Raw genomic sequence first — 26667 nt, forward strand, 5'->3', positions numbered from 1 at the left:
GACGTGCTTTATGCACGAATACAGCTCTCCGTTTCGTTAATTAAATTATCTAAAATCTGATTTCAATTGGCTTTAGCGGAGACTTGTTGGAGTCTTGTTGCAGACTTTCAAATTTTGCGTACGGAAGGAGGAAAGATATGACTCAGCTTTGTTTTGGAACATTTGCAGCTACGATGCAACGTGCTCTTAAAGAACAGCATTCTTGGTGGAATAACCATGTTGGCACTACATTAACACCTACAAATAAAACGATTCCTACGCAAAGTATGGCTGGACAGCATTACACAGTACTAAGATTGTTATCCTGGTTAATTGATAGAGATGATATTACTGATCGCAAAGGTAATGTTCTCTTCATCGATGATAGTGTTGCCAGTAAGCTTATAAATCAATCAGTCGAAATGAATGCAGCAATAGTGCAGCGAATCCAAGCTGGCGATTTAGACGATGATGCACTTGCTGAATTTAAAGATATAGAAAAAGAACTCATAAAATATAAAGTCAATGACCTCCTCCGAGAGATGTATGACCTTATTCAAGATGATCCCGAGGTTTCTGCTGCACAAAAGAATGAATTGCTTTTACTGTGCAAAAAAGAAACCTTAGCTCGATTCCTTTCAAACACGTTTCTTTATGCGTGCTGTTTGAAAAATAAGCTAAGGTCTATTGATTTAGACGCAAACGACGGATGGCTCATCCATATATCAGATAACACTTGTCCCATCTGCCATGTCAATAGTTTAACGATTAGTTACGGAACAAGTACTACTGTTCTCTATGATCCTGTTGAATTTTCTGATGCTCCCGATTCTGATGAAATGAAACGAATACTGATTTGTGTTACATGCTATCGCAAGGGAAACTACAAAAAAAGTAAAGATGGCTCTGAACCATCGAGTTGGGAAACGCTGAGAAAAATTTACAAAGACTATATGTTAAAACAAGAAATCGAACAGGTTTTTGAAAACAATAATCTTGACTATCAAATAAAAGGTGTTCTTAATGAACTCGTAGAAAAACCTACGGATGAAGCATTAAAGAAAAATAGGCCTGAAAATTGGAATCCCAAAAAAGTTACACAAAAAATCAAAAAAGAGGAATGGATGCTGGCTAAGTCGATTAAGACATTGGCTGACACATATTATTTTTATGTGCAGTCTATTTTTGAAAGCCTTGATAATGGCTCGACTAAACGGTTTAGCAGAATTTGTGATCAAGTAGGTTCTTGTTACAAAGAAGTGGCTGAAAAAACAGATGACCAGCGCCAAATTTTCTACGATATTAGAAACTGGATTGCAAGGCATGCCGGAGTATCTGAGAATTCGCAGGAAGCATTAGTTATTGCAGCATTTTTCGTACAGAATTGTGAGGTGTTCGATGAAATATCCGAGTAAGGCAGTGCCTTTTGAAAAATCTACTTTTTCATATTTTATACCGATACTGCAGGCTTTAAACGGGCATCAATACACGCCTCTAAACCTTTATACAAAAATTCCTATAAATAAACGTCCAACAACTGATGAATACATAGACGCACTTATCTGCTTGTACGTCTTAGGTAAAATTGCTTTAAATGAAGAATTGGGGGTGTTATGCCGTGTTAACTGAATTGTATTGTGACGAATTTAAAGATAGTACCCCTTGTCCAATTACATTTAGCAACGGACTGAATATAGTGCTTGGCACAGAAGGTGCTACAAACTCTATCGGGAAAAGTACCTTTCTAATGATCTTAGATTTTGTCTTTGGTGGAGGAGATTATTTAACACTTTCAAAAGATGTAAAGACTCATATCGGTGACCACAATTTTCGTTACGCCTTTAACTTTAATGGACACAAACACTGTTACATTCGTGGAACTGAAAAGCCTAATGAGGTTCTTGTCTGCGATAATAACTATCACCCTATTAGCTCTATGCCCATAAAAGACTATCGTGAAATGCTTGCTCACGCATATGGAATGGACACTATTGGTATTACGTGGAGAGATGCTGTAAGTCCTACTTTTAGAATCTGGCAAAGAGATAACGACAAACCAACTCTTCCGCTCTCAAGACATAGGACAGATACACATCGTAGCGGTATTGTCAGGCTACTTGCTCTTTTCGATATGCTAAAACCTGTACAAAATGTTCTCACCGCTGAAGAAGAAGCAAAGAGTGCTATTGATGCGGCAAAAACAGCTCCAACAATTTACTGCCTAAATATGGCTTCAAATAAAAAGGAATTCGAAGAGAACATTAAGAGAATTCAAGAATTAGAAGATGAACTACAAGCCGTGCAGGAATCTTTCGGTGAGAAACTACCATCAGAATTAACCAAGGAACAAGCTAAAACGGTTGCTGAATTAAAGCATGCTCAAACGCCTTTACTCAGGCAACGAACAATGTTAAACAATCAATTAAATGCATTAGTTAATAATCATTCGCTCGCAAGTAAACGTCTTAGCAAAGCCGATTTTGAACAACTTAAAGAGTTTGTACCAGAACTTGATGCCGATTATCTTTCTAAAATTGAAGGATTTCACACCGGTATTAAGAAATTACTCACCAAACAAGTAAATGAGGAAATTAAGACTACCGAAGAAAAACTAGAAGTTGTAGATAGTAAGCTTAGGATACTTGATGAGCAAATCACTCATATTACTACTGCTCCGAACATTACTGCGGCAAGTGCTCAAACGTATCATGAGTTAAAAACTGAAATTTCAAATCTTCAGCGTGCCAACCAAAACTTCCAGACAAAGGAAAAGAATAGAGAGACACTTAAACAAGCTCAAGTAGTTATAGAAAAAAGCACAAAAGATATTCTGCATGAGATAGAAAAATCAATTAACGACTATTTGAAAAAAGTCGACGGTAGCTTTACTGACGAGAAAAGAAATCCACCAAAGCTTAACTTAAAGAAGATTGATTCATACAGTTATGCGATTGCTGATGATACAGGCACAGGTTCAGGTTATAGAAGTCTTTTAAGTTTTGATCTTGCATTATTAGAGCATTCAAAACTGCCTGTTATAATGGAGGACTCTTTCCTGTTTAAGCAAATAGAAACAGAAGCAGTAAATCGAATACTCGCACACTATAACACGATTAAGAATAAGCAAATCTTCATCGCACTTGACGAAGCTGATAAATACGACAATAAGGCTAAAGAGATCATAAAGAACAATACTCGCTTGCATCTTGACCATGACTCCGAAGCATTATTTGGAAAGGAATGGGGAAAAAAGAAAAATGCCTAACAACAATACACAATTGCATATCAAACTCGATTTCACAAATCTATGGAAATTGCTGATTGATAAGCAAAAGAAAAAAGAAGACTTAAAACGTGATGCTGGAATATCAGCCGCTTCAGTAGCAAGGCTTAATAAAGGCGAAAACGTTAACACAGAAACACTACTACGCATCTGCCAATATCTTGAATGTGGTATTGCCGATATTTGCGAAGTGAAACAAATAAATAACAATGAGGTAAAATAATGGATAATCAAACGCATAATGCTATTGTTAGTTTTATTTGGGGTATTGCTGATGACTGCTTAAGAGATGTCTACGTTCGTGGTAAATATCGTGATGTTATTCTGCCAATGACGGTTATTCGCCGCCTTGATGCCGTTCTTGAACCTACAAAAGAAGCTGTCCTTAAACTGAAAGAACAGCTTGATAGTGCTGGAATTGACAACCAATGGCCAGTGCTTTGCGCAACAGCAGGACAAGCTTTCTGTAATTCCTCACCTTTTTCTCTACGTGATTTAACTTCACGTGGAAAAATGCAAACTTTACAAACCGATTTTGAGACTTACTTAGACGGATTTTCACCAAACGTTCAAGAAATTTTAGCGAAGTTTAAATTCAGAGAACAAATCAAAACGATGGTTGATGCTGGTATCCTTGGTGCTGTAATTGAAAAATTCGTCTCACCAGACATTAATCTTTCGCCAAATCCGATTTACAAAGACGGAAAACAAACAATCCTTAAACACCCTGCACTTGATAATCACGGCATGGGAACTATCTTTGAAGAACTTTTGCGCCGTTTCAACGAAGAAAACAATGAAGAAGCTGGCGAACACTGGACACCCCGTGATGTCGTTGAGCTTATGAGCGACTTAATCTTTATTCCTGTTGCAGACAAAATCAAAGACGCCACTTACTCCTGCTACGATGGAGCGTGCGGAACGGGAGGAATGCTCACTGTTGCTCAGGAGCGCCTAGAAACTCTTGCTCAAAGACGTGGCAAGCAAGTATCAATTCATCTTTTTGGTCAAGAAATTAACCCAGAGACCTACGCAATAGCAAAGGCAGACATGCTCCTAAAGGGTGATGGCGAACAGGCTGAGCATATTGCCTATGGTTCTACGCTTTCTCTTGATGCCAATCCTTCACTACAATTTGATTTCATGCTTTCCAATCCACCATATGGCAAAAACTGGAAAACAGATGCTGACAAGATGGGCGGAAAGAAAGAAATTCTTGATACGCGCTTTAATGCATACTTGGAAGGCGGCGAAGAACTCAACATGATTCCTCGTGTGAGCGACGGTCAGCTTTTGTTCTTACTTAACAATGTATCGAAGATGAAAAACGATACCGAACTTGGTAGCAGAATTGCTGAAGTTCACAATGGCTCTTCTATTTTCACAGGTGATGCTGGAAGCGGCGAAAGCAATGCACGCCGCTATCTTATCGAAAACGACCTGGTAGAAGCTATTATTGCTGTGCCAGACAATATGTTTTATAACACAGGTATTGCCACCTATATTTGGATTCTTTCTAACCGCAAAGAAGAGCGTCGCAAAGGTAAGATTCAACTCATTGATGCCACTGCTATGAAGTCGGCTTTGCGCAAGAATATGGGTAAGAAAAACTGCGAATTTACGCCTGAACTCCGCAAAGAAATTGTACGTATATTCATGGGAATGGAAGAAAGCGAAGTCAGCAAAATCTTTAGGAACGAAGACTTTGGCTACTGGTCAATTACTGTAGAGCGACCGTTACGTTTGCGTATCTATCCTAAGCGGGAAATACCAGCAGATACCTTCAAAAAAGATGAGGATTTACAAACTGTACGAGCTGCGTTAGAGAATTTACCTGCTTATACTCCGCTTGATGACTGGACGACGTTTGCGAAAGCTACAAAGCTCAAAGCTGCCCAGCTTAAAAAAATCCGTCCATTCATCACTGAAAGAGACGAAACAGCCAAAGCCGTCAAAGATGAAGCAGACCCCGATTTACGCGACACGGAAATTGTGCCCTTTACGTACGAAGGCGGTATTGACGCTTTTATGCAAAAAGAAGTGTTGCCGTATGCTCCCAATGCGTATGAAGACAGCAGCAAACGCCAGATTGGATATGAGATTAGCTTTACGAAATACTTCTACAAGCCTGTTAAGCTTAGGAACATGGATGACATTTTAATCAACCTCACCTGCCTCGAAAGAGAAACAAAAACTTTGGTAGATAGCATCATGGAGGGGTTGAAATGAGAAAAGCATACGAGGAATATAAGGCAACCGGCATTCAGTGGTTGCCAAAAATACCGAAGCATTGGGAATATAAGAAGATTAACAGTTTGTTTTTAGAGCGAAAGACAAAAGTTTCAGATAAAGATTATCAGCCCCTTTCTGTGACAAAAAGCGGTATTCTACACCAGTTGACGGATGCAGCAAAATCAAGTGATAGCGATAATCGAAAACTTGTTCTAGCTGGTGACTTTGTAATTAATAGCCGCTCAGATAGAAAGGGGTCCTGCGGTGTTTCAGCTTTAGATGGCTCTGTATCATTGATTAATATTGTTTTAGAGCCAAAAAGGAAACTTGAGCAATTATTTGTTCATTATTTATTACGTTGTCAGCCATTTTCTGAAGAATATTATCGTTATGGTCGAGGTATAGTTGCCGATTTATGGACCACAAGATACAGCGAAATGAAATCTATATTTCTACCCATACCACCACGCGAGGAGCAAGAGCAAATTGTGCGTTTTCTCGATTGGAAAATATCGAGCATCAATAAGCTCATCAACCTCAAGCAACAAGAAATAACGGAACTGAAGGAACTTAAAAAAGCAACCATTAGCGACGCTGTTACGCATGGTCTGGATAAAACCGTTCCCATGAAAGACGGCGGCATCTCTTGGCTAGGAAAAATTCCCCAACATTGGGAAATACTTTCGTTGAAACATGTATCTCGCATCAATGCTTCTATTGCTAATGAAATAGCTAAGCTAAAAGATCTAGATTTAGTTACATTTTTACCTATGGAAAATATTAGTGAAACTGGGAATATTGATTGTTCTATTAAGCGTCCCCTAAAGGAAGTACGTTCAGGATTTTCTTCTTTTTCAAAAAGCGATGTAGTAATTGCTAAGATAACCCCTTGCTTTGAAAATGGTAAAGGTGCTTGTCTTGATGAGTTAGATACCACAATAGGATTTGGAACAACAGAGCTTATCAACCTAAGAGCTAATAGTAGAATACTGCCTAAGTTTCTCTACCTAATCACCGTGTTGCAAGAATTTAGAAAATTAGGTGAAAGAGCAATGACTGGATCAGCAGGGCAAAAACGTGTTCCATTAACTTATATAAAAAATTTTACTATTGGTATACCACCTATTGAAGAGCAAAAACATATATTACTGGAAGTTGATAAAAGGTCAAAGAGTATAGATAAATGCATTTTAAGTAAACATGAAGAACTAAAAACATTGCACGACCTAAAATCAAGCCTTATTGCCGACGTGGTTACCGGTAAGATAGATGTGCGAGATGTTGAGATACCAGACTATGAACAGGTTGAAGAAACTCTCTATAAATCAGATGATAACGACACATTACAGAGCGAAGATGAAATACCAGAGGAGGTGTAATTATGCCTGAAGACAAAAAAATATCTAGTGCCGATAATCAAGGCGACCTTGTCATTTATCAAAGCGATGATGGTGAAACAAAAATTGACGTGCGTTTCGTGGATGAAACAGTTTGGCTGACGCAACAACAAATGGCTGAGCTATTTCAATCATCTCGTACAAACATAACTGAACATATTAGACACATCTATGAAGAAGATGAACTTGATGAAGTTTCAACCTGTCGGAATTTCCGACAGGTTCGAACAGAGGGTACAAGGCAGGTTACACGAGATATTCCACACTACAATCTCGACATGATTATCTCCCTTGGTTACCGCATTAAATCCAAAATTGCGACTAATTTTCGTCGTTGGGCAACTGAACGTTTGAAAGAGTACATGATCAAGGGTTTTACCATGGACGACGAACGCTTAAAACAGCTCGGAGGTGGCAATTATTGGCATGAACTCTTAGATCGTATTCGTGATATTCGTTCTTCAGAAAAAGTCATGTATCGTCAAGTGTTGGATTTATATGCCACAAGCGTGGACTATAACCCAAAAAGCAGAGAATCCCTTGCATTCTTCAAGATGGTGCAAAATAAGCTTCACTATGCTGCTCATGGACACACCGCAGCTGAAGTGATTTTTGAGCGAGCGGATGCGAATAAACCTTTTATGGGCCTTACTACTTTTTCCGGCGATTTTCCAACAGCAAAAGACACGCATATTGCTAAAAATTATTTATCAGAAGATGAGCTGAAGATATTGAATAGTATTGTTTCAGGATATTTCGATTTTGCTGAAGTGCAAGCTATGCGTCACAATCCTATGCATATGAGTGATTATGTGGAACACTTAGATCACATTCTTTCTGCTACCGGAGAAAAGCTTTTAAATGGTGCAGGCAAAGTCAGCCATAAGCAGGCAATAGAAAAAGCAGATAAAGAATATCAGCGTTTTATTGTCAATAATCTTTCTCCCGTTGAAAAATCTTACCTTGACACAATAAAAAGCCTTGAGAAAACAGCAAAGAAAAAAGCGGAGGAATAAGTGCGATGACGACGTTTACCAACACAAAAGAAAACGGCCTAGAAACACTCATTGTCAATTGGCTTGTTGAACATAATGGTTATGAAGAAGGCACCAACGCTGATTACAACAAGGAATATGCCATTGACGAAACGCAACTTTTCCGCTTTCTTAAAACAACGCAGCCTGAACAATTTGATTTGTTAGGCATAGGACAATCTGAACAAAAAAGACACTCGTTCCTGAACCGCCTACAATCAGAGCTGGCTAAACGCGGTATTATCGATGTTTTGCGTAATGGAATCAAAGTTTACCCTGCAGACATTATTCTGTTTTATCTCACACCGAGTGAAAATAATATAAAAGCACAAGAACATTTTGAGCAAAATATTTTTAGCGTAACAAGGCAACTTCGTTATTCTTCTGATGCAACCAAACTAGCACTGGATCTTTGTGTGTTCATTAATGGGCTTCCTGTAATCACCTTTGAATTAAAAAACCAGCTCACCAAACAAAATACAGATGATGCTGTAGAACAATACAAGATGGATCGAGATCCACGAGAGCTTCTATTCTCTTTTAAGCGTTGTATGGTTCATTTTGCTGTTGATGATGAACAAATTAAGTTCTGTACAAAACTAGCTGGTAAAGATAGTTGGTTCTTGCCGTTCAATAAAGGTTACAACGATGGTGCTGGAAATCCGCCGAACCCGAATGGCATTATGACAGATTACCTGTGGAAAGATATCTTAACAAAGGAAAAGTTAGCTCTCATCATAGAAAACTATGCTCAGGTTGTTATCGATATTGACCCAGAGACCAAGAAGAAGACAGAAAAACAAATCTTTCCACGCTACCATCAGCTAGATGTTGTGACCAAACTTTTAGCCGATGTCAAAGCACATGGTGCTGGAAAGAGATATCTTATTCAACATAGTGCCGGCAGTGGTAAATCAAACTCCATTGCATGGCTCGCTCATCAGCTCATAGAGCTTGAACATGACGGGCACCCGATTCTTGACTCCGTAATCGTTGTCACCGATCGAAAAATTCTAGATAAGCAAATTCGTGATACGATCAAACAGTTTATGCAGGTAAACAGTACAGTCATATGGGCAGACCATTCAGGCGAGTTAAGAAAAGCAATTACTGATGGTAAGCGTATTATCATTACTACCGTTGAAAAGTTCCCCTATATAGTTTCAGAAATTGGGCCGGAGCATAAAAACAACCATTTCGCCATTATTATCGATGAAGCCCACTCAGGTCAAAGCGGCAGAAACGCCGCTCAGATGAACTTAGCTCTATCTGGTCGTGCTTCAGATGATGTTAACGACAACGAAGATAAAATTAACATCATGATGGAAGGCAGAAAGTTACTTAGTAATGCCAGCTATTTTGCTTTTACTGCTACACCAAAGAATAAAACCTTAGAGTCTTTTGGTGTACCTTACGAGGAAGCAGGAGAAATAAAGCACAAGCCATTCCACGTTTACACAATGAAACAGGCTATTCAAGAAGGCTTTATTCTAGACGTTTTGAAAAACTACACAGCTATTGATAGCTATTATAAGCTTATAAAAACCGTGGAAGATGACCCAATGTTTGATAAAAAGCGCGCACAGAAGAAGCTTCGTAGTTTTGTAGAGGGCAATAGCTTTACCATAGCTAAAAAAGCTGCCATGATGGTAGAGCATTTCCACGAACAGGTTATAGCAAAAGGAAAAATTGGTGGTCAAGCACGCGCAATGGTTGTAACAGCAAGTATCCCACGCTGTATTGAATACTACTTTGCGATTAATAAATGCTTAGCTGATCGCCATAGTCCATATAAAGCTATTATCGCTTTTTCCGGTGAACATGCGTATAACGGTCAAGAACCACCTTTAACTTCAGCAGGATTAAACGGTTTTCCAGATGCTAACATTCCGAAAGAATTTAAGAAAGACCCGTATCGTCTGCTTATTGTGGCTGATATGTTCCAGACAGGCTTTGACGAACCACTATTGCATACAATGTATGTCGATAAGCTCTTGTATGACATTAAGGCTGTACAAACGCTATCAAGATTGAATCGTTCTCACCCACAAAAACATGATACTTTTGTGCTTGATTTTGCAAATAAGCCTGAAGATATTGCTAAGTCTTTTTTGACATACTATAAGACAACAATTCTCTCCGGTGAAACTGATCCCAATAAGTTGTATGACCTTGTAACAACAATGGAAAATTATCAGATTTATACTAAAAATAATGTAGACCTGCTTGTTAATAACTATTTAAACGGTGCAGAACGTGAACAACTCGACCCTCATTTAGACGCATGCGCAGCACTCTACAAGCAATTGGATACAGATGATCAGATTACCTTCAAAAGTGCGGCTAAATCCTTTGTAAGGACCTATGGATTCTTAGGTGCCATTCTGCCATACGGTAATGCTGAATGGGAAAAACTATCTATATTCCTAAATCTTCTTATTCCAAAGCTTCCTTCACCACAGGAAGAAGACTTATCTCAAGGAATTCTTGACTCAATTGACTTGGAAAGCTATCGAAATGAAGCAAGAGATAGTCTATCCATAAAATTAGAAGATGTAGATAATGAAGTGGCTCCCGTTCCATCAGCAAGTGTGCCACACATCTTAAATCCTGAGATGGATTTGCTGTCTACCATCCTTTCTAATTTCAATGATATTTTCGGAAATATCGATTGGAAAGATGCCGATAACGTTAAAAGGCAAATTCTGGAAATTCCGGCAATGGTTTCAAGGGACAAAAAATATCAAAATGCCATGCGTAATTCTGATGAGCAAAGTGCACGGTTAGAAAGCGAACGAGCTTTACAACAAGTAATTATTGCCATCATGTCCGATAACATGGAATTATTCAAACAATTCCAAGATAACCCTTCATTCAAGAAGTGGTTATCTAATATGGTATTTAATCTCACCTACAACAAAGAAGGTAAGCCATACACGCCACCAAAAGAAGAAAAATAACACGTAAAAGTACAGGGGGTGACTTTTAAATTTTAGAAGTTACCTCTTTTTTGTTAGAAAAAGTGTAGGATATTCCTCATGTCTTAAACCTAAGAACACCCCCTTGTCTAAATAGCACACACCCTTAAAAGCAAAAAAGACACCCCCCAAAAAAAGAAAAAGTCTAGCGTCAATTCACGCCAGACTTTCATTCACGTTCTTCTGTTTCATCAACCTACAATAAGTCCTTATTTACAGTGTTCTTCTAAGCAGCATCCACCAAACTTTGTATCATTTCCTGTAGTATCTCTAGTTTCATTACGTGTTGTATACAATGAAACCTTGCCCTTGAACTCTGAAACTATTTATAGGAATCCTGAAACTTTGACTTGGAGCATCATATTATTTCTTATTGAAAATAAGAAATAATATATCTCAAATAACAATCAAAAGATAATATACAAAAAGATGGCTCTAACATATCGCTAGAGCCATCTTCTAATAACCAATGCTCGTTACTTAAAACAAGCAGTGCCTACTTACTTGTTTTCTTCCATCATTTTCTTCTTACGAAGAATTGCAAGTCCTGCAATCGAGAACCCTATAGCTGCGAGCAATCCTGCAAATGATGCTGATTCACCCGTCTTAGGAATCATGCCAATATGCTTTTCAGGCTGCGGCTGAGGAGCTGGTGTCTGAGGATTTGGCTTAAGTTCCGGAGTCGGTGGATTAGGCACTGGATCCGGTGTAGGTGTAGGTGGGTTTGGAGTTGGATCCGGATTTGGTGCCGGAGGATTCGGAGTCGGATCCGGTGTCGGCACAGAATCTTTTGTATAAATGGCATATACAGTCATATCACCATTTACTACGCTTGCTCCCGTAAACGCAGTACCTTTACCGTCTTCCTTTGTATTCCATTCCTTGAAGGTATAACCAGCCTTCATTGGATCAGCAGGCATAGACTCATTAGTCAACGCATCAGTATCAATAGCCTTACCAGTTTCTACCTTTACTGTTGCATGCGTATTATCGCCATCCTTGAAAGTAACCGTGCTTTGAGCAGGCTTCTTCACTTGGAAGGAATAAGAGATTTGTTTAGACTTATTTTCTTCTCCGTTCGCATCTAACCCTTTAGAATCCTGTTCAGCTGCAAAAAAGAAATAATTGCGATTAGCACAGTTATTATCTCTTGCAGTGGTTGCTTTCACAAAATTCTCTGTGGAAGAATTGGCGAAATCATAGAAACCGGATACCGTTCCACGAATTCTATATTTTGTACCTTCAGTAGCTGTCTTTTTCACAGATAGACCAGTTACTGAAATCACGATATTGCTGGTATCTACATTTTTAACTTCTTTAATAATGTCTTGCCATTTCTGAGTTGTTCCAGGATTATCTTTCTTCAATGTAACAATGAGTGTTTTACCATTAGTTGTCTTGGTTACATTAGCTGAAAACCCCTGAAGCCCACTAACTTTAGCAGACACATCCTTAGCTACTTCTACACCATCTGGAATATCTAACGTAAAAGCAAATCCTGCATCAACCTTACCGTAGCTATTGTGGAATTTCTCAACATCAGAGTCATTCATACCACCAAGTCTTGTATAGTTTAGCGTCCAACCATTGAGATAACGCTTAAACCATGGGATACTAACTGAAAAATCAAGATTCAGTTGATCCCCAGGCTGTAGTTCACCAACCGCTTTGGAATCCGTTGCATCCTTGAGCTTTAGATCACCGTATACTTTAAGTTTATCAACTGGATTTTTAATTTCATCTTGAGTTAATAAATCATTTTTCCCAAAGCCAAATGGGTTGACACGCTTTTCGATAGGGCTTGTAGGATGTTGTCCTGGTTTTGTATCTCCTTCTGCCGTATCTTGCCCTGCGAGATAACCATATCTTTCTTCAAAATTCATCCCAGGCAAGAACCAATACGTATTAGAGCTATTCACTATCCCCGCATTTGGAGTACTAGTCATGCCGTCTAAAGAGTTAAATGGAAAATCAGCAATCGCTGTTTTACTTGGAGAGGTTAAATACTTAGGGAATACCCCATAATAAGTTTTCCCTGTAAAACCATCGGTTATCTCTTTCTTTTCCACATCAACCCAATACGTATTCTTTAGTGCACTATCGGTCAAATATTCAGACGGAGCAGCCAACAAATCCTTAATTAAATATGGAAGCGGTTCGCTCTTATCCGCAGCAAACACTGGTGACACAAATGCTGTTGATGCAATCAATGTGGCTGATACTATCGTTACAGCCATATTTTTTAGTAATTTCATACAAAGCCTCCTACGGTCTCTTGATTTCAAGTGACTTTAATGGGGAGGTGATGTTAACGATTGGATCACTAACTGGGTGATTGCCAAATTTGTATAATTGGCAAATTCCTGAACCAGTTATAGTTCCAAGTAATTCTTCTTTTCCTTCTACGGTATATGGGATATTTACGTTAATTTCATGCCCAGTTTGATTACGTTCACTTTCTACAAGCTTAAAGAATTCTTGATAATCATTCCAATTTCCTAATTGAATAGTGATAACAACTGAATTATCCTTTTCTACATATTCAGCCTCAATACCACTGATAGCAGATGAATTTTCCGTAGCTTTAATTCCCGTCTTATCAACGTGGAAGTTAGAAGGGAATTTTACCGTATACTGAGCAATAGGGAACTTTTCGCCTTCTCTGGACATGATTATATTTTCAAATTTCCAAGGTCCAAAACCTTGTCCTTTTATTTCTTTCTCATATACTTTGTAGGCTCCTTCAAAAAGGTCAGCAGCTTCCACGCTTGCGCTTATAGTACCTGCATAAGAGTCTTTTTGCCCTTCAATTGGAGTGACTGGAGATGCAGTTACAGTCTTACTCACATCAACGGTTCCTGTAATTTTCTTTAAGAAAAAGGATCCGCTTACATTTAATTGACTATCAACTTTATATACAAGTTGTCCTTCAGCCGCAAATGCCTGTGTAGTTCCAGCCATTACACCAAATGCTACTAATGTAGCCATCAATAAACCCATTGTCTTTTTTACTAATGTTTTCATATTTTCCTCCTTATTAATCCAATAATGTTCTTTTTATTGTTTTGAAAAATTGCATAAAAATAGGCAGAAACACATACCTATCCATCAGGTATATATTTCTGCCAATTAAAAAATTCTATGTGAAAAGAGACAGAACTACACTGTCTGTCTGTCTGTCTGTCTGTCTGTCTGTCTGTCTGTCTGTCTGTCTGTCTGTCAAGGATTTTGTCAGTCTTTTCATGGCTTGTCAACCTTTTATGCTAATTTTTCTTGTGCTAATTATACAAGAAAAAATCTATATTGACTAGCCTTTATATATTGTATATCCGTTATTTACTTGTCTATTTTCATTACGATCCCATCAAGGAAGGTAAACTCGACCTTTCCTATTGGGCAATTTAATGTAACTTTGATATTTGCAACTGCCATAAAATCCTCCTAAGTAAACTTATTTATACTTTTCTATCTATAGAACTAATTTCTTCCATTTCCTAATCTTAGTCCTAAATGTTCCAAATGGCGCTACTGTATTTACATGAATAAATTTATATACTTCCCAAGTAGCAGTTTTGGTTGCTTCATCTGCCCATTTTCTCATATGTGGTTTAAATAATTCTTCATCTGTTAATTCATCTATCATAAGATAAATTTTTTTTACATTTTCTGTTAGTTGTTCTTTTAGTTCATATAGAGATTTATGGGCATAGGTATCTGTAAACCATTGATATAATTCTCCAAGTTGATTCCACTTGAATTTATCTGATGGTGTTTTAACATCTATACCTTTTTTCTCATCTTCTTCCCATTTTAATACTAAAGTCGTCCAGCCTACTTGATAGGCAAGATTTTCTGCTGGTGTCCTATCAACTTCTTCTAGTCTTTTATCTTTTAGTTCTTCTGGTATATTGTCAAACTCTGAAATATATTTTTCAAAAGTTTTCTTTATCTCATTCTTTAATTCTTCCTTACTTTCATAAGACCTCATATGCCTACCTCCATGGTTTATATATAGATATTATCCTACCATTCTTTATATTGACCCTATTTTCTAATTGATACCTTGCAAGAAAAGAATAATAGTTGTTCCTATACCAAGTAGGAATGTAATAAATGCAGAAAGTCGTATGCTGTCATTCTTTTCTATTCAATCATTTTGAAGTGTCTCAAGGCATTCATAATGGCTTCTTCTTTTTCAGGTGTACACTGTGGAATAATTTGTTTCTCCTTTTTAGACTTGTTGTAATGTTCTCGTAATTCTATTCCACATTTCCTTTTTATCTGTGCAATATATAATGTCGAAACTTTTAATTCAAATTTATTCCAAACATATTCTTTGATTTGAGCATATGTTGCCTTACTCTCAGCACTTGTCAAATCAAACTCATCCAGCTCAATTTCAATATTTATATGCTTATCGACATCAAGTTTGGACAAAAGTGCTACCGTCTCGATGTGAGATTGTTAGGCTATTTTCAGAAATTGGTCTAACCCTTTAGTTTTTCCTGTATTACTACGGTTATCACTGCTTTGCTTTTTCAGTTATTTCAATTCTCGATTAGGTAATTTTCCAGTTCTCAAAGCGACAGTAACAAACTCAACCTCTTGCAAACACTTCTCGCAAAGTTCATAACCCTCATTGAAGTTGACTCTTGACCTAAATGTGCTAGCAATGAATTCGCATGGTGAGGTGATCCTTTCAACTACACCGCACCGTTCGCACTCAGCATACACATTCCCATCCTTAATTGGAATAAACATGCCATGGTCTTTCTCATTTCCCCGACGCTAACATCTTCGAAATCATCAAATTTTACATAGAGCATATACGGCTTCCTCCTTTATCGGTATGTCTATATACGCTCTAATTCCAACTTATATCAAGTTTTATTGCTTCTTTTTTGATCTATATGTCTGCTACTTCGCAATAGCTTTCCCATTAAGACAGTGCACCATGTAATGCGCAAATCCATCGTTTTTACAATTTACCTTCTTCTTATCTGAAACCTCGGTGACACCATTCTCACAATCTACTTCAAGGCTTGCATCCTTGGTGATTGTTCCTTCTAAAATACTCATGCCATTTAACGTATCAAGCGTACAAACATGAGTTACTTCTACGTTTGTTGCTGAAGCCAACCCATTATAACATTTAAGAAAGACATCATCCGCCTTCAAATTAACAACTTCTACCTTGCCATTGTTCACTTCTACATCAAGCTTACCAATCTCAATATCTGTGATGAGCACTTGATTAGAATCAGATTCAACCTCACAAACTTCCACATCATGTGGCAAACTCACAACAATTTCAGGCATACCCTGAGTAAGCCACCTCACCCAATTCGAAGCTGAGACTTTTTTAGTTTGAATAAGCCTTATAACATTTTTCGCTTCCTCAACCCTCAATATATCTTGTTCACAGTTAACAAAGCTCACGCCAAATGTATCAGCACGTTTCACCGTTAAACGAACATCTTTCGTCTCTGCGATAAACTTCTTATTATCCATTCCTTAAGCACCTCCTCGTGCACATACTAATAATCAGGTTTCATTTTACCTTTTGAGCTATATTTTCCCACTTCACAGGGTGGGTGCAAAGTGGGTGCACTTTTTAACGTTAACATCCTGTGCACTCGACCCCAGAGCGTTGATATCTTCCCTCATACAGCAAAATCACTCTCAAAGACCGCGAGAACCCAGCCTAAAGCCACCACTCATTAAACCTTTTAACGATAGCCCTCGCAAACCCCTGCTACATAAGGGCAAAAATGCACCCACCTAATCAGCCTTTGACATCAATACAACGCTCTCAACGTGGATTGAGAGAACTCCAAGTATAGCTACACTTTTTTGAGTGCACACTATGGATAGTGGGTGCACTTTTTAACGATAGGAAAAGCTATCGTTAAAAGGTTTAAGATTGGCTTAATAGCTTGGTTTTTGAGTGCAAAATATTACTATTTCTTCTTATAACTTACAGCAACATTACCTGTTTTATTAATCCCTGGTACTTTAAGAATATCAGAACTTGACTTGTCTTTTAAATCAAATTTCCCAACTAAAAATAAAGTTTTAAGTCCTGAACTAGACAAATTAAACTGTGAGTCAACTAACTTGATACGCTTATCTCCAAGAGTAACTTTAGACAAATCATAATGAGAATCCAGAATATCTCGCGACACAAAGAGATACAACTCATCTTTGTTCATATAGTTTTATGGCATATGAAACTCTTCCCGAGACACCGCTACTGTTTCCCAATGATACGACGCAACTTATTGCAATTTTTTAATTGATTCACTTTCAGATAGTATCCTCATTTGTTCAATAGCTATTGCATTTAATTTCTCCAATCTTTCAGATTGACTCATACCTTCATTTATAAATACAGCATTAAGATTCTCAAGATTAGAAAGGCAAACAAACTGAGATATATCTGCATAATCTCTAATATTGCCTTTTAAATCCGGATTTTCATCACGCCACTCTTTAGCTGTTATTCCAAATAAAGAAACGTTAAGAATATCCGCTTCATTTGCATAAATAAAATTGATTTTTTCTTTTGAAAGTTTATCTGGTACAAGTTTGTTCTTAATGGCATTTGTGTGAATTCTATAATTTATTTTTGCCAAATTTCTTTTAATATCCCATCCTAACTTCTTCTGTTCTTCTTCCTTTAAACGTTCAAATTCTTTGATTAAATATAATTTAAATTATGGCGATACCCAAGAAGCAAACTCAAACGCTATATCTTTATGAGCATAAGTTCCACCATATCTTCCCGCTCTAGCAACGATACCGATAGAATTGGTTTTCTCCACCCATTGCTTAACAGATAATATAAAACGGTTAAGTCCTGCTTCATTTTTAATTCCCTCGAATTCGGTGGAATTAAAATTCGTGTTATACATTTCTTCCCAAATACCTAAAAACTCTATCGTATTCTTATTCCTAAGCCACTTTTCAATCAAAGCAGAACCGTTATCAATATTTCTAACCATATCCGTTAAAGAAATATAATCTCTATTGTCAATGGCAATAATACTGATTTCTGAACCTTCAACATTTATTTTAGACACGTAATCACCTCTCAATCATCCAATTTCACACATTTAGCAAATCATAGAAAGTACGCTCATCAATAATTTCTATATCTTGCCCCTCAAGCTTGAGCTTTTCCGCTTTCTTATGCTTTGAAGACTTCTCACCTTTAAGAATTGCATTGTAATCATTGTCACCAAGGATCAGACAGTTCGTCTGCTTAGTCACACTATTATCTAAAACACCGCCGAGATTCACTACAATCTGCTTAGCATCTTTTCGAAGCATTTTCTCAAGCTTACCGGTGAAAACCACGTGCCGATTATAGAAAAATCCATCTTTATCAACAACCACTTCATCAGGCTTAATTGCTTTGATATCTATCCCTTTACCACCGTGACTTCCGCTAACAGGCCATAAATCTTCAATTACTAGATTCTTCTCAGCCATGCGTGTTTTAACAGCATCATATAATTCTTTCGTTGATGTGCAGTCTGATAAAGCACGGTGTTCATTATTGTGTAATCCTAAGTAGTCAGTTAAATCGGAGAGTCTGTGATGTTTCAGCTCAGGATACAGTTTTCTTGCAAATTGCATCGTATCCATATACCGGTTAGTCAGTTGTTCCTTAAAGCCTTCATTCAAAAAGCGCATATCAAAAGAAGTCCTATGACCAAGGATAATGTCATCACCTATGAACGAAAGCACAGACGTTTTCACACTGTCTATAGATGGCATACCTTCCAGCATGTCATTAGTTATTCCTGTTAATGCTGTAATAAAACCGTCTACTTCTATACTCGGTTTAATCAGCTGATCATAACGGTCTACTATCTCATTATTTCTAACTTTTAAGATACCAATCTCAATAATCTCATTATAATACGCAGAAAAGCCGGTCGTTTCGGTATCTAGCACACAGTAATCATCAATGAGTTGCTTAGTGTAATTTGAGTTTGAATTGGACATGAAAGCACCTCCTTCATCTATTGAAATGAGCTTTTACAAATTTATCTTCTAATACTCATTATATCTTGAAAGCTAAGTGCCTTAAACATAAAAACAGGTCGATTTTAATCCTCGACCTGCTGTTTTAACTATTATCCCACCCTCATATAAAAGTAACTCTCATTTAAATCTCATCATATTTCTTTTTTAATTTATCCATATTATCAAGGTCAATCCACTCCTCGCTAAAACCACAGGCAGTGCAAATATACCTATCAATAGGTACTGCCGACATAATTGTATGGCCAGTCATAATATTATTTCCAGTCCCATAAACCCCAGCAGATCCAGGCACAAATATAATTTCACTTCCCCCACACTTTGGGCATTTTTTCGTATTTTTCATAAATCCTCCTTTTTAATCTAATAATGTTCTTTTATTGTTTTGAAAAATTTCATAAAGATAGGAAGGAACGCATACCTATACATCAGGTATATATTTCTGCCAATTAAAAATTCTACGTGAAAAGAGACAGAACTACGCTGTCTGTCTGTCAAGGATTTTGTCAGTTTTTTCATGGCTTGCCAACCTTTTATGCTAACTTTTCTTGAGTTAATCATACAAGAAAAAATCTATATTGACTTGCCTTCATATATTGTATATTTGTTATTTACTCGTCTACTTTCATTACACTCCCATCAAGGAAGATAATATCAACCTTTCCATCTTGATGCACGATTAGATAGTAAACCATACTAAGCCAGACGTTTTCATCGAACACTGTTAACAAGTCCTGTTTTTTCAAGTCCTCGATAAAATATTCAACTTCATCATGCCTCATTTGCTTGTCAACAATGCGAGCTTTTACTTCCTTAAGCCTTGATTCTACAGTATTAAACCTGTTCACTAGACTCGTATATTTTTTCTCATACTCATCCTGGTTCTGCAATTTCCGTGCATTTTCATTGATACAGTTGTTAATCTTTTAACGATTACCCTAACTAATCACCGGCTAAACAGGACGGACATTGAGCCTGACTTTAAGATTCATAAAAAGAAGTGACTATTACTGACAGAGATCAGTAATAGTCACCCAACGTGAGATATTCAACTATTGACTTGAACCAAACAAAATTCAATCAGTCTTTCGAAGGACAGTCTTAAGCGAGATCACTGTGACACCAATAGCAAAAGAGGTAAAACCAATTCTAATAGCAAGTGTGCCATCCCATATTAAGGCAACCAGCATCGCGATTAAGGCAACCGTCAAGCCGAATGTCGCTACTTCACGGCAAAAACGAACGAGCTTGTCCATTCCTTAAATACCTCCTCGTTCACATACTAATAATCAGGTTTCATTTTAACTTTTGAGCTATATTTTACCACTCAACAAAGTGGGTGCAGGGTGGGTGCAAAGTGGGTGCACCTTTTAACGTTAACATCCTGTGCACTCGACCCTAGAGCGTCGATATCTTACCTCATACAGAAAAATAGCACTCAAAAATCACGCCAAGCCAGCCTAAAGCAGCCACACGCTAAACCTTTTAACAATAGCCCTCACTAAGCCTTGCTGCACAAGGGCAAAAATGCACCCACCTATTAAGCCCTTGACATCAATACGACAGTCTCACGTGTATCAAGACTACCCTTATGATAACCATGCATCAATAAAAGAGCCTTAACGTTCGTTGCAGGAGAGAAGCTGACAAGGGGAATGTCGTATGATGATAAAAGTCTAAGGCACTACAAACTGGGATTTGGATTTTACTTAAAATTGTATTATTTTATTAGCGATATCTTCTACAAATCGCTTATCGTGTTCCACAAATATGAGTGTAGGTTTTGCTTCTTTTATAATTTCCTCAATCTGTATTCTTGATATTACATCTATATAATTCAGTGGTTCGTCCCAAACAAATATATGAGCTGGCTTTGATAAACTTACAGCAATTAAAACTTTCTTTTTTTGTCCATCACTATAGTTCTTCATATCCATTTCAAATAATTCTCTTGAAAAATCTAATTTTCTTAGAATTGTTTTACACAATGTTTCATCAACATCTTGCTTGTGAATATATTCATTTAGGCTACCTGTTAAATTAGATGTGTCTTGAGGAATATACGAGATTTTTAAATTACCTGCTAATTTTATCTCACCTGTATACTCGTGATTTATACCTAATAAAATTTTAATCAAGGTTGATTTTCCGCTACCATTACCCCCATATATAGCCACTATATCGCCTTGCTTTATCTCAAAACTTACATTGCTTAATATCTGTCTCTCTCCATAGCATGATGATAAATTGCTAACCGATATTAGAGGATTTTTATGATGATGTAGCGGATGCAGTAATAGGCTTTCCTTTATTTCGATATCTTTTAGTAAACTCTGTTTTTCTTCTATTGCCTTGTTTTGTCTATTCTCCAAATTCTTAGATTTTTTCATCATCTTGGCTGATTGATGACCTATATGTCCTTTGTCTGGTTTTACACCTGATACTTTCACACCATTTTTAGTATTTTCAATTTTATCAGACCAAATTTGACTTTGTCTTGCAGACTCTTTTAATCGTTTAATATCTTTTCTTAATCTCTCATTTTGACTAATTTCAAATTGGTCTTTCATCACTTTGTTTTCATACCATGATGTAAAATTTCCCGATTGGACATCAATAGAATTCCTGTTAATAGAAATAACATGATTGATACAACCATCTAAAAAATCTCTATCATGAGATATAAGCAAAAATCCTTTTTTACTTTTCAGATATTCACTTACAATTTTTCTTCCGTCCATATCTAAATGGTTTGTTGGTTCATCAATAAGTAAAAAGCCATCTTCTCTTGTAAACAAAATAGCTAAAAGGATTTTTGTTTGTTCCCCTTTAGAAAGCGTTTCAAACTCTCTGTAAACAAGGTTCTCATCTACATTTAGCAAACTGAGTTCTCTAAATAACTTCCATTCTTCATCATCTGATATTAGTTCTTTATATAACTCAATTCCTAATTTTGAAGTATCGCTTATATTTGGTGGAAATTTAATAAATTCAACATCCTTGCTTATTTTACCTTGATAAGTTTCTTGATTTAAAAGTAACTTAAATAGAGTTGATTTACCGATTCCATTTCTTCCTATCAATCCCGTTTTCCAGTTTGTATCAAAGGAAAACGATACATTTTTAAATATGGGTTTTACATATCCATAATATGAGAAAGTGAGGTTTTCAATTTTAATTACTGACATAAAACGCCTCCCTAAATTATCATTTACCGCCCGGGTGCAAAGTGTGTGCACCTTTTAACGTTTAGTTTTTCATGTATTACTACGGTTATCACTGCTTTGCTTTTCAGTCATTTCAATTCTCGATTAGGTAATTTTCCAGTTCTCAAAGCGACAGTAACAAACTCAACCTCTTGCAAGCACTTCTCGCAAAGTTCATAACCTTCATTGAAGTTCACTCTTGACCTAAATGTGCTAGCAATGAATTCGCATGGTGAGGTGATCCTTTCAACTACACCGCACCGTTCGCACTCAGCATACACATTCCCATCCTTAATCGGAATAAACATTCCATGATCTTTCTCATTTCCCATGACGCTAACATCTTCGAAATCATCAAATTTTACATAGAGCATATACGGCTTCCTCCTTTATCGGTATGTCTATATACGCTCTAATTCCAACTTATATCAAGTTTTATTGCTTCTTTTTTGATCTATATGTCTGCTACTTCGCAATAGCTTTCCCATTAAGACAGTGCACCATGTAATGCGCAAATCCATCGTTTTTACAATTTACCTTCTTCTTATCTGAAACCTCGGTGACACCATTCTCACAATCTACTTCAAGGCTTGCATCCTTGGTGATTGTTCCTTCTAAAATACTCATGCCATTTAACGTATCAAGCGTACAAACATGAGTTACTTCTACGTTTGTTGCTGAAGCCAACCCATTATAACATTTAAGAAAGACATCATCCGCCTTCAAATTAACAACTTCTACCTTGCCATTGTTCACTTCTACATAAAGCTTACCAATCTCAATATCCGTGATGAGCACTTGATTAGAATCAGATTCAACCTCACAAACTTCCACATCATGTGGCAAACTCACAACAATTTCAGGCATACCCTGAGTAAACCACCTCAGCCAATTCGAAGCTGAAACTTTTTTAGTTTGAATAAGCCTTATAACATTTTGCGCTTCCTCAACCCTCAATATATCTTGTTCACAGTTAACAAAGCTCACACCAAAAGTATCAGCACGTTTCACCGTTAAACGAACATCTTTCGTCTCTGCGATAAACTTCTTATTATCCATTCCTTAAGCACCTCCTCGTGCACATACTAATAATCAGGTTTCATTTTACCTTTTGAGCTATATTTTCCCACTTCACAGGGTGGGTGCAAAGTGTGTGCACCTTTTAACGTTAACATCCTGTGCACTCAACCCTAGAGCGTCGACATCTTCCCTCAAACAGCCAAACTGCACTCAAAAATCACGAGAACCCAGCTTAAAGCCGCCGCACATTAAACCTTTTAACGATAGCCCTCGCTAAGCCTTGCTACACAAGGGCAAATTTGCACCCACCTAATCAGCCTTTGACATCAATACGACACTCTCGACGTGGTGAGTGTTGGGATATAAGTCGAACGCGCGCAAAGACTGAACACTGTAACCAAGCTCCTTAAATGTGCCAACATCGCGAGCAAGACTGGTCGGATCGCAAGCAACATACACAACGCTTCTTGCTCCAGACTTCGCAATCTGCTTACAAACTTGAGCTTTAGCACCAGCGCGCGGAGGATCCAACACAACAACATCCGGATGCGCAAATCGGCGCACAATCTTAGATGACTTACTCGCCTTAAACACCTGCGATTCAAGCGTTTGCGCAACATCGCCTTCAAGCGCTTCAACAACATCTCTGCTAAGACCTGCGCGCCCAATGTTTCGCCTTGCATTCTTTACAGCAATCGGCGCACCCTCAATACTAAGCACACGGGCTGGCTCTGCAGAACCAAAAGCGCCAGCAGCGCAAGAAGAATCTCCGCCAATATTAGCCAAAGTCGCAAGCGGAATCGTAAACAAACCAGATCCAGAATACAAATCCCACAAAACCGTATTCTTAGTACGCCCACCAAGCGCAGAACGGACTAATCCCAAAACGTAGTTCACCAAATGCTCTGGAGCTGCGCGATGAATCTGCCAAAAACCACGCGCATCAACATCGTAATCAAAAGTACGCGCACGCGATGAATCATCATCAACCGCAACGCGCACGCGCTCTCGCAACAAAGCAGATCCTGCAACCAACTCATCATTTACTATAAGCGCATAATTTTCGCCAATCGCACTAAGGAGCGCAGACTTATCACCAGAAACACCAAAGTCCAAGCCCTCAACTCGAGGCTCTGGAACAGCAAGGCGAATTTGCGAATTTGGCTCAAATTCTCGATTCCACAAATCCAAAGAATCCGCAACAGCTAAAACAGCGCGCGATGCAAGCGGCATAGTATCAATCGCAATGCGATCATGCGACTCACGCTTTCGCATAGACAATCGCCCTTCATCATCAGCAACCAACTCCATGCGCGTACGCCAATTAAATCCGTTAAGCTCCTCATCACCTGGCATTCGCTCAACTCTAACATCGTTATCCGCAACATCCATATGCGCTAAACGCTGGAATTGATTGGCAATTACGGAAGCCTTCCAACGAATCTGCCCAGGCAAAGAAACGTGAATTAAATCTGCGCCACCAACTCCGCCGCCTTGAGCCAAAGGACCAGCGAGCTTCCATTGCGGCTCCACACGATTCGCACTAGGCTCCAAAACTTCCACAACTTCACCGGTAAAAAAGTGCGCTTTTGCACGCATCGGCTCATCCATACGCACAATAACCAGCTCACCAGGCAGCGCAAATCGCACGAATACAACGCGTCCGTCAAGATGACCTACACATCTGCCTTGATCCGCATATCGCTCGATTCGCATCGTCACTTGCATAAGCTACCCCCTAGTTTTGCGTTTTGTTAGGCTGATTTTAGTTAAGCTGATTTTCTTCGCTCTGCTTCTCTTCATGATTTTTATGATGAAGTCGCATAAACGGCGTTGCAATAATCAAGTAAGAAACCCAAATTGCGAGCGCCCAGAACGGCAATCCCATAATCAAGCGAACGGTACCAAGCCACACAACGTGATTCGTCAAATATAATGGCACTTGCAAAACGAGCCTCAGCACAAAAACAGCAATCCACAATCCTGTCACATACATATACGCTCGCTTAAGCGGCTTATAATCGAGCCATTCGTGAAGCCACGCACCAAAGTTTTCTGTAGGCATTTTGCGAATTGACTCAATCACAATCCCTAAAGCAGGCACGCGCACAATCAGCGAAATAGCAAGAAGAGCACCATAAACAGCATTCGTAATAAAGCCCATCATATAGTAGTCGCGCGCTTGGTGACTCGTCCACACCCAAACAAGGCAGATTCCAATGGAAATAAGTCCACTAATTGCTCCCATAAGCGATTGCCTCTGAATAAGACGAATCACAACTTGCAAAACAGCAATCACAGCTGCAACAATAACCGTTGTTTGCACATTTCGTGTTACAACGAAGCAAATAACAAACAGCAAGCCTGGAAGCATGGATTCGATTACGCCTCGAACGCCACCCATTGAATCAATTACAGAAAATGTAGATCCTTCGGCTCCGATTGAAGCCAATGTCGCTAGTCCTGAGCGTTTTTTGGTTCGCGCAGAATCGTTGGTTTGCGCAGAATCGTTGAGTTTTACTTCATTTGAAAACTCTTGCGAAGAAAACTCTTCTTCGGATTTCTGTAAAGATTCTTGTGAATCCATTCAATTAACTTTCTACTACTTGCATTATCTAATTTCAGCAAACATTGGACCGCGTGTAAGCGTAGTTTTTACTTCTACTTGTTGGTCGTAACCTAATGGTTTATCGTCTTTTTTTAGTGCATTATTAGCATCTTCATCAGACGTATTATTTTCCCCATCTTTACCGCTATTTTCTGCATTTAAAGCAGCTTCTTTTTCTTCTCTAGTTATTGGATCATGCATAGGAATAAAATCGCGAGGCGCAAGCGGCTCTTCACCACGATTTACAACAATCCCCTTAAACCATTCATCTAATTGTTTTGTTTCGTTATTATTATCTGCAAGCTCTGTTGCTGCAGGCCCAGAGAATACTCCGCGAAGCATCCACCTAGGACCATCAACGCCAACAATACGCGTTGTAATGGTTTTTTCTCCAACTTTTACAGGTAACAGTAGCTCAGTACCAAATTCGCCTTGTACTGTACACGCTTGACTATTTCCATCAAGCAAATCTTTGCACACTTCTAGCCAGATACCAGATGTTTTAGGCGCAGCAAAAGCTTCAACTTCTACGCTTGAAGAACCATAAGTTACTGTCATACCAAGAACTTGCGATGTTTCATGCTGCTTTTTTACTCGCAACTCAATGCCTTGAAAGTATGGAATATAGATTGAACCAAAATCTAGATAATCGCTAAAATCAGGAGCATCTTCATCATTGAAATCCCATGGACCAGTTTTTACCTCTACGATTTTGTCTTCAACTTTTGAAGATTTTTCTTCTTCATGTCGGCCAAATAACCAACCCATTATTCCTCATTTCTTAAAACAACAAATCTACAAAAATATATTTATTACTTATTATTGTAAATTGCCTAACTTCACCAGAATAGCACAAGCAAAGCACTGAAAAATTTGCG

At 38.1% G+C, this 26667-nt stretch carries 23 protein-coding genes and 3 pseudogenes; 8 read left to right on the forward strand and 18 right to left on the reverse strand.

Annotated elements, in window-relative coordinates:
• Nucleotides 1–137: 137 nt before the first annotated feature.
• Genes HXT26_RS03940 through HXT26_RS03975 form a run of 8 tightly spaced genes read left to right on the forward strand, consistent with a single transcriptional unit; the run spans nt 138 to nt 10885 of the window.
• Complete coding sequence (locus HXT26_RS03940; RefSeq protein ID WP_422111921.1) at nt 138–1394, forward strand: ABC-three component system protein; 1257 nt, start codon at nt 138–140, stop codon at nt 1392–1394.
• Complete coding sequence (locus HXT26_RS03945; protein WP_285085148.1) at nt 1378–1608, forward strand: ABC-three component system middle component 7; 231 nt, start codon at nt 1378–1380, stop codon at nt 1606–1608. The genes HXT26_RS03940 and HXT26_RS03945 overlap by 17 nt, the downstream gene beginning before the upstream one ends.
• Nucleotides 1598–3244: a DUF2326 domain-containing protein gene (locus HXT26_RS03950; RefSeq protein ID WP_285085147.1), complete on the forward strand. Its 1647-nt coding sequence runs from the start codon at nt 1598–1600 to the stop codon at nt 3242–3244. The genes HXT26_RS03945 and HXT26_RS03950 overlap by 11 nt, the downstream gene beginning before the upstream one ends.
• On the forward strand, nt 3237–3485 hold the full coding sequence (locus tag HXT26_RS03955) for a helix-turn-helix domain-containing protein (RefSeq protein ID WP_285085146.1): 249 nt from the start codon (nt 3237–3239) through the stop codon (nt 3483–3485). Before HXT26_RS03950 ends, HXT26_RS03955 begins: the two co-directional genes overlap by 8 nt.
• The gene (locus HXT26_RS03960; RefSeq protein ID WP_422111922.1) at nt 3485–5491 is read left to right on the forward strand and encodes a type I restriction-modification system subunit M; all 2007 of its coding nucleotides are present in this window, start codon (nt 3485–3487) and stop codon (nt 5489–5491) included. Before HXT26_RS03955 ends, HXT26_RS03960 begins: the two co-directional genes overlap by 1 nt.
• On the forward strand, nt 5488–6873 hold the full coding sequence (locus HXT26_RS03965; RefSeq protein WP_285085144.1) for a restriction endonuclease subunit S: 1386 nt from the start codon (nt 5488–5490) through the stop codon (nt 6871–6873). The genes HXT26_RS03960 and HXT26_RS03965 overlap by 4 nt, the downstream gene beginning before the upstream one ends.
• Before the next feature lie 2 nt (nt 6874–6875).
• A complete protein-coding gene (locus HXT26_RS03970; protein ID WP_285085143.1) occupies nt 6876–7907 on the forward strand; it encodes a virulence RhuM family protein in 1032 nt (343 codons plus the stop codon).
• Between the two features lie 5 nt (nt 7908–7912).
• The gene (locus HXT26_RS03975; RefSeq protein ID WP_422111923.1) at nt 7913–10885 is read left to right on the forward strand and encodes a type I restriction endonuclease subunit R; all 2973 of its coding nucleotides are present in this window, start codon (nt 7913–7915) and stop codon (nt 10883–10885) included.
• 518 nt (nt 10886–11403) lie between these two features.
• Here the strand turns inward: HXT26_RS03975 and HXT26_RS03980 are convergent.
• From HXT26_RS03980 to HXT26_RS04065, 18 genes and pseudogenes are all read right to left on the reverse strand, one after another.
• Nucleotides 11404–13158 (reverse strand): InlB B-repeat-containing protein, encoded by a 1755-nt coding sequence (locus HXT26_RS03980; RefSeq protein WP_258003521.1) that lies wholly within the window; start codon nt 13156–13158, stop codon nt 11404–11406.
• Between the two features lie 10 nt (nt 13159–13168).
• Nucleotides 13169–13927: a hypothetical protein gene (locus HXT26_RS03985; RefSeq protein ID WP_064340703.1), complete on the reverse strand. Its 759-nt coding sequence runs from the start codon at nt 13925–13927 to the stop codon at nt 13169–13171.
• Between the two features lie 445 nt (nt 13928–14372).
• Nucleotides 14373–14891: a ClbS/DfsB family four-helix bundle protein gene (locus tag HXT26_RS03990; RefSeq protein WP_010248268.1), complete on the reverse strand. Its 519-nt coding sequence runs from the start codon at nt 14889–14891 to the stop codon at nt 14373–14375.
• A gap of 155 nt (nt 14892–15046) precedes the next feature.
• Nucleotides 15047–15340: a hypothetical protein gene (locus HXT26_RS03995; RefSeq protein WP_219620829.1), complete on the reverse strand. Its 294-nt coding sequence runs from the start codon at nt 15338–15340 to the stop codon at nt 15047–15049.
• 105 nt (nt 15341–15445) lie between these two features.
• A pseudogene (locus HXT26_RS04000) lies at nt 15446–15729 on the reverse strand (hypothetical protein).
• Between the two features lie 91 nt (nt 15730–15820).
• Entirely contained in the window at nt 15821–16414 is a 594-nt protein-coding gene (locus HXT26_RS04005) for a hypothetical protein (protein ID WP_422111924.1), read from the reverse strand.
• Between the two features lie 449 nt (nt 16415–16863).
• Nucleotides 16864–17181, reverse strand: a pseudogene (locus tag HXT26_RS04010) (hypothetical protein); the annotation flags it as partial.
• Nucleotides 17182–17985, reverse strand: a pseudogene (locus HXT26_RS04015) (KilA-N domain-containing protein).
• Nucleotides 17986–18010: 25 nt separating this feature from the next.
• Entirely contained in the window at nt 18011–18916 is a 906-nt protein-coding gene (locus HXT26_RS04020) for a BRCT domain-containing protein (RefSeq protein WP_064623273.1), read from the reverse strand.
• Nucleotides 18917–19079: 163 nt separating this feature from the next.
• Nucleotides 19080–19301 (reverse strand): hypothetical protein, encoded by a 222-nt coding sequence (locus tag HXT26_RS04025; RefSeq protein ID WP_004128528.1) that lies wholly within the window; start codon nt 19299–19301, stop codon nt 19080–19082.
• Between the two features lie 265 nt (nt 19302–19566).
• Nucleotides 19567–19845, reverse strand: a complete 279-nt coding sequence (locus HXT26_RS04030) for a hypothetical protein (RefSeq protein WP_004128533.1) — start codon at nt 19843–19845, stop codon at nt 19567–19569.
• A gap of 186 nt (nt 19846–20031) precedes the next feature.
• Nucleotides 20032–20211: a hypothetical protein gene (locus tag HXT26_RS04035; protein WP_004128547.1), complete on the reverse strand. Its 180-nt coding sequence runs from the start codon at nt 20209–20211 to the stop codon at nt 20032–20034.
• Nucleotides 20212–20664: 453 nt separating this feature from the next.
• On the reverse strand, nt 20665–22143 hold the full coding sequence (locus tag HXT26_RS04040; RefSeq protein WP_422111925.1) for an Lsa family ABC-F type ribosomal protection protein: 1479 nt from the start codon (nt 22141–22143) through the stop codon (nt 20665–20667).
• A gap of 107 nt (nt 22144–22250) precedes the next feature.
• Nucleotides 22251–22535 (reverse strand): hypothetical protein, encoded by a 285-nt coding sequence (locus tag HXT26_RS04045; RefSeq protein WP_004114737.1) that lies wholly within the window; start codon nt 22533–22535, stop codon nt 22251–22253.
• Between the two features lie 91 nt (nt 22536–22626).
• Entirely contained in the window at nt 22627–23220 is a 594-nt protein-coding gene (locus HXT26_RS04050) for a DUF4097 family beta strand repeat-containing protein (protein WP_004114736.1), read from the reverse strand.
• Between the two features lie 270 nt (nt 23221–23490).
• Entirely contained in the window at nt 23491–24909 is a 1419-nt protein-coding gene (locus HXT26_RS04055; protein ID WP_422111926.1) for a class I SAM-dependent RNA methyltransferase, read from the reverse strand.
• Nucleotides 24910–24946: 37 nt separating this feature from the next.
• Nucleotides 24947–25768, reverse strand: a complete 822-nt coding sequence (locus tag HXT26_RS04060; protein WP_421789245.1) for a DUF3159 domain-containing protein — start codon at nt 25766–25768, stop codon at nt 24947–24949.
• A gap of 24 nt (nt 25769–25792) precedes the next feature.
• The gene (locus tag HXT26_RS04065; protein ID WP_004105066.1) at nt 25793–26557 is read right to left on the reverse strand and encodes a DUF3710 domain-containing protein; all 765 of its coding nucleotides are present in this window, start codon (nt 26555–26557) and stop codon (nt 25793–25795) included.
• Between the last annotated feature and the right edge of the window lie 110 nt (nt 26558–26667).

Origin of the sequence: Gardnerella sp. DNF00497B (genome assembly GCF_049262725.1) — a bacterium.
Lineage (GTDB): Bacteria > Actinomycetota > Actinomycetes > Actinomycetales > Bifidobacteriaceae > Bifidobacterium > Bifidobacterium leopoldii.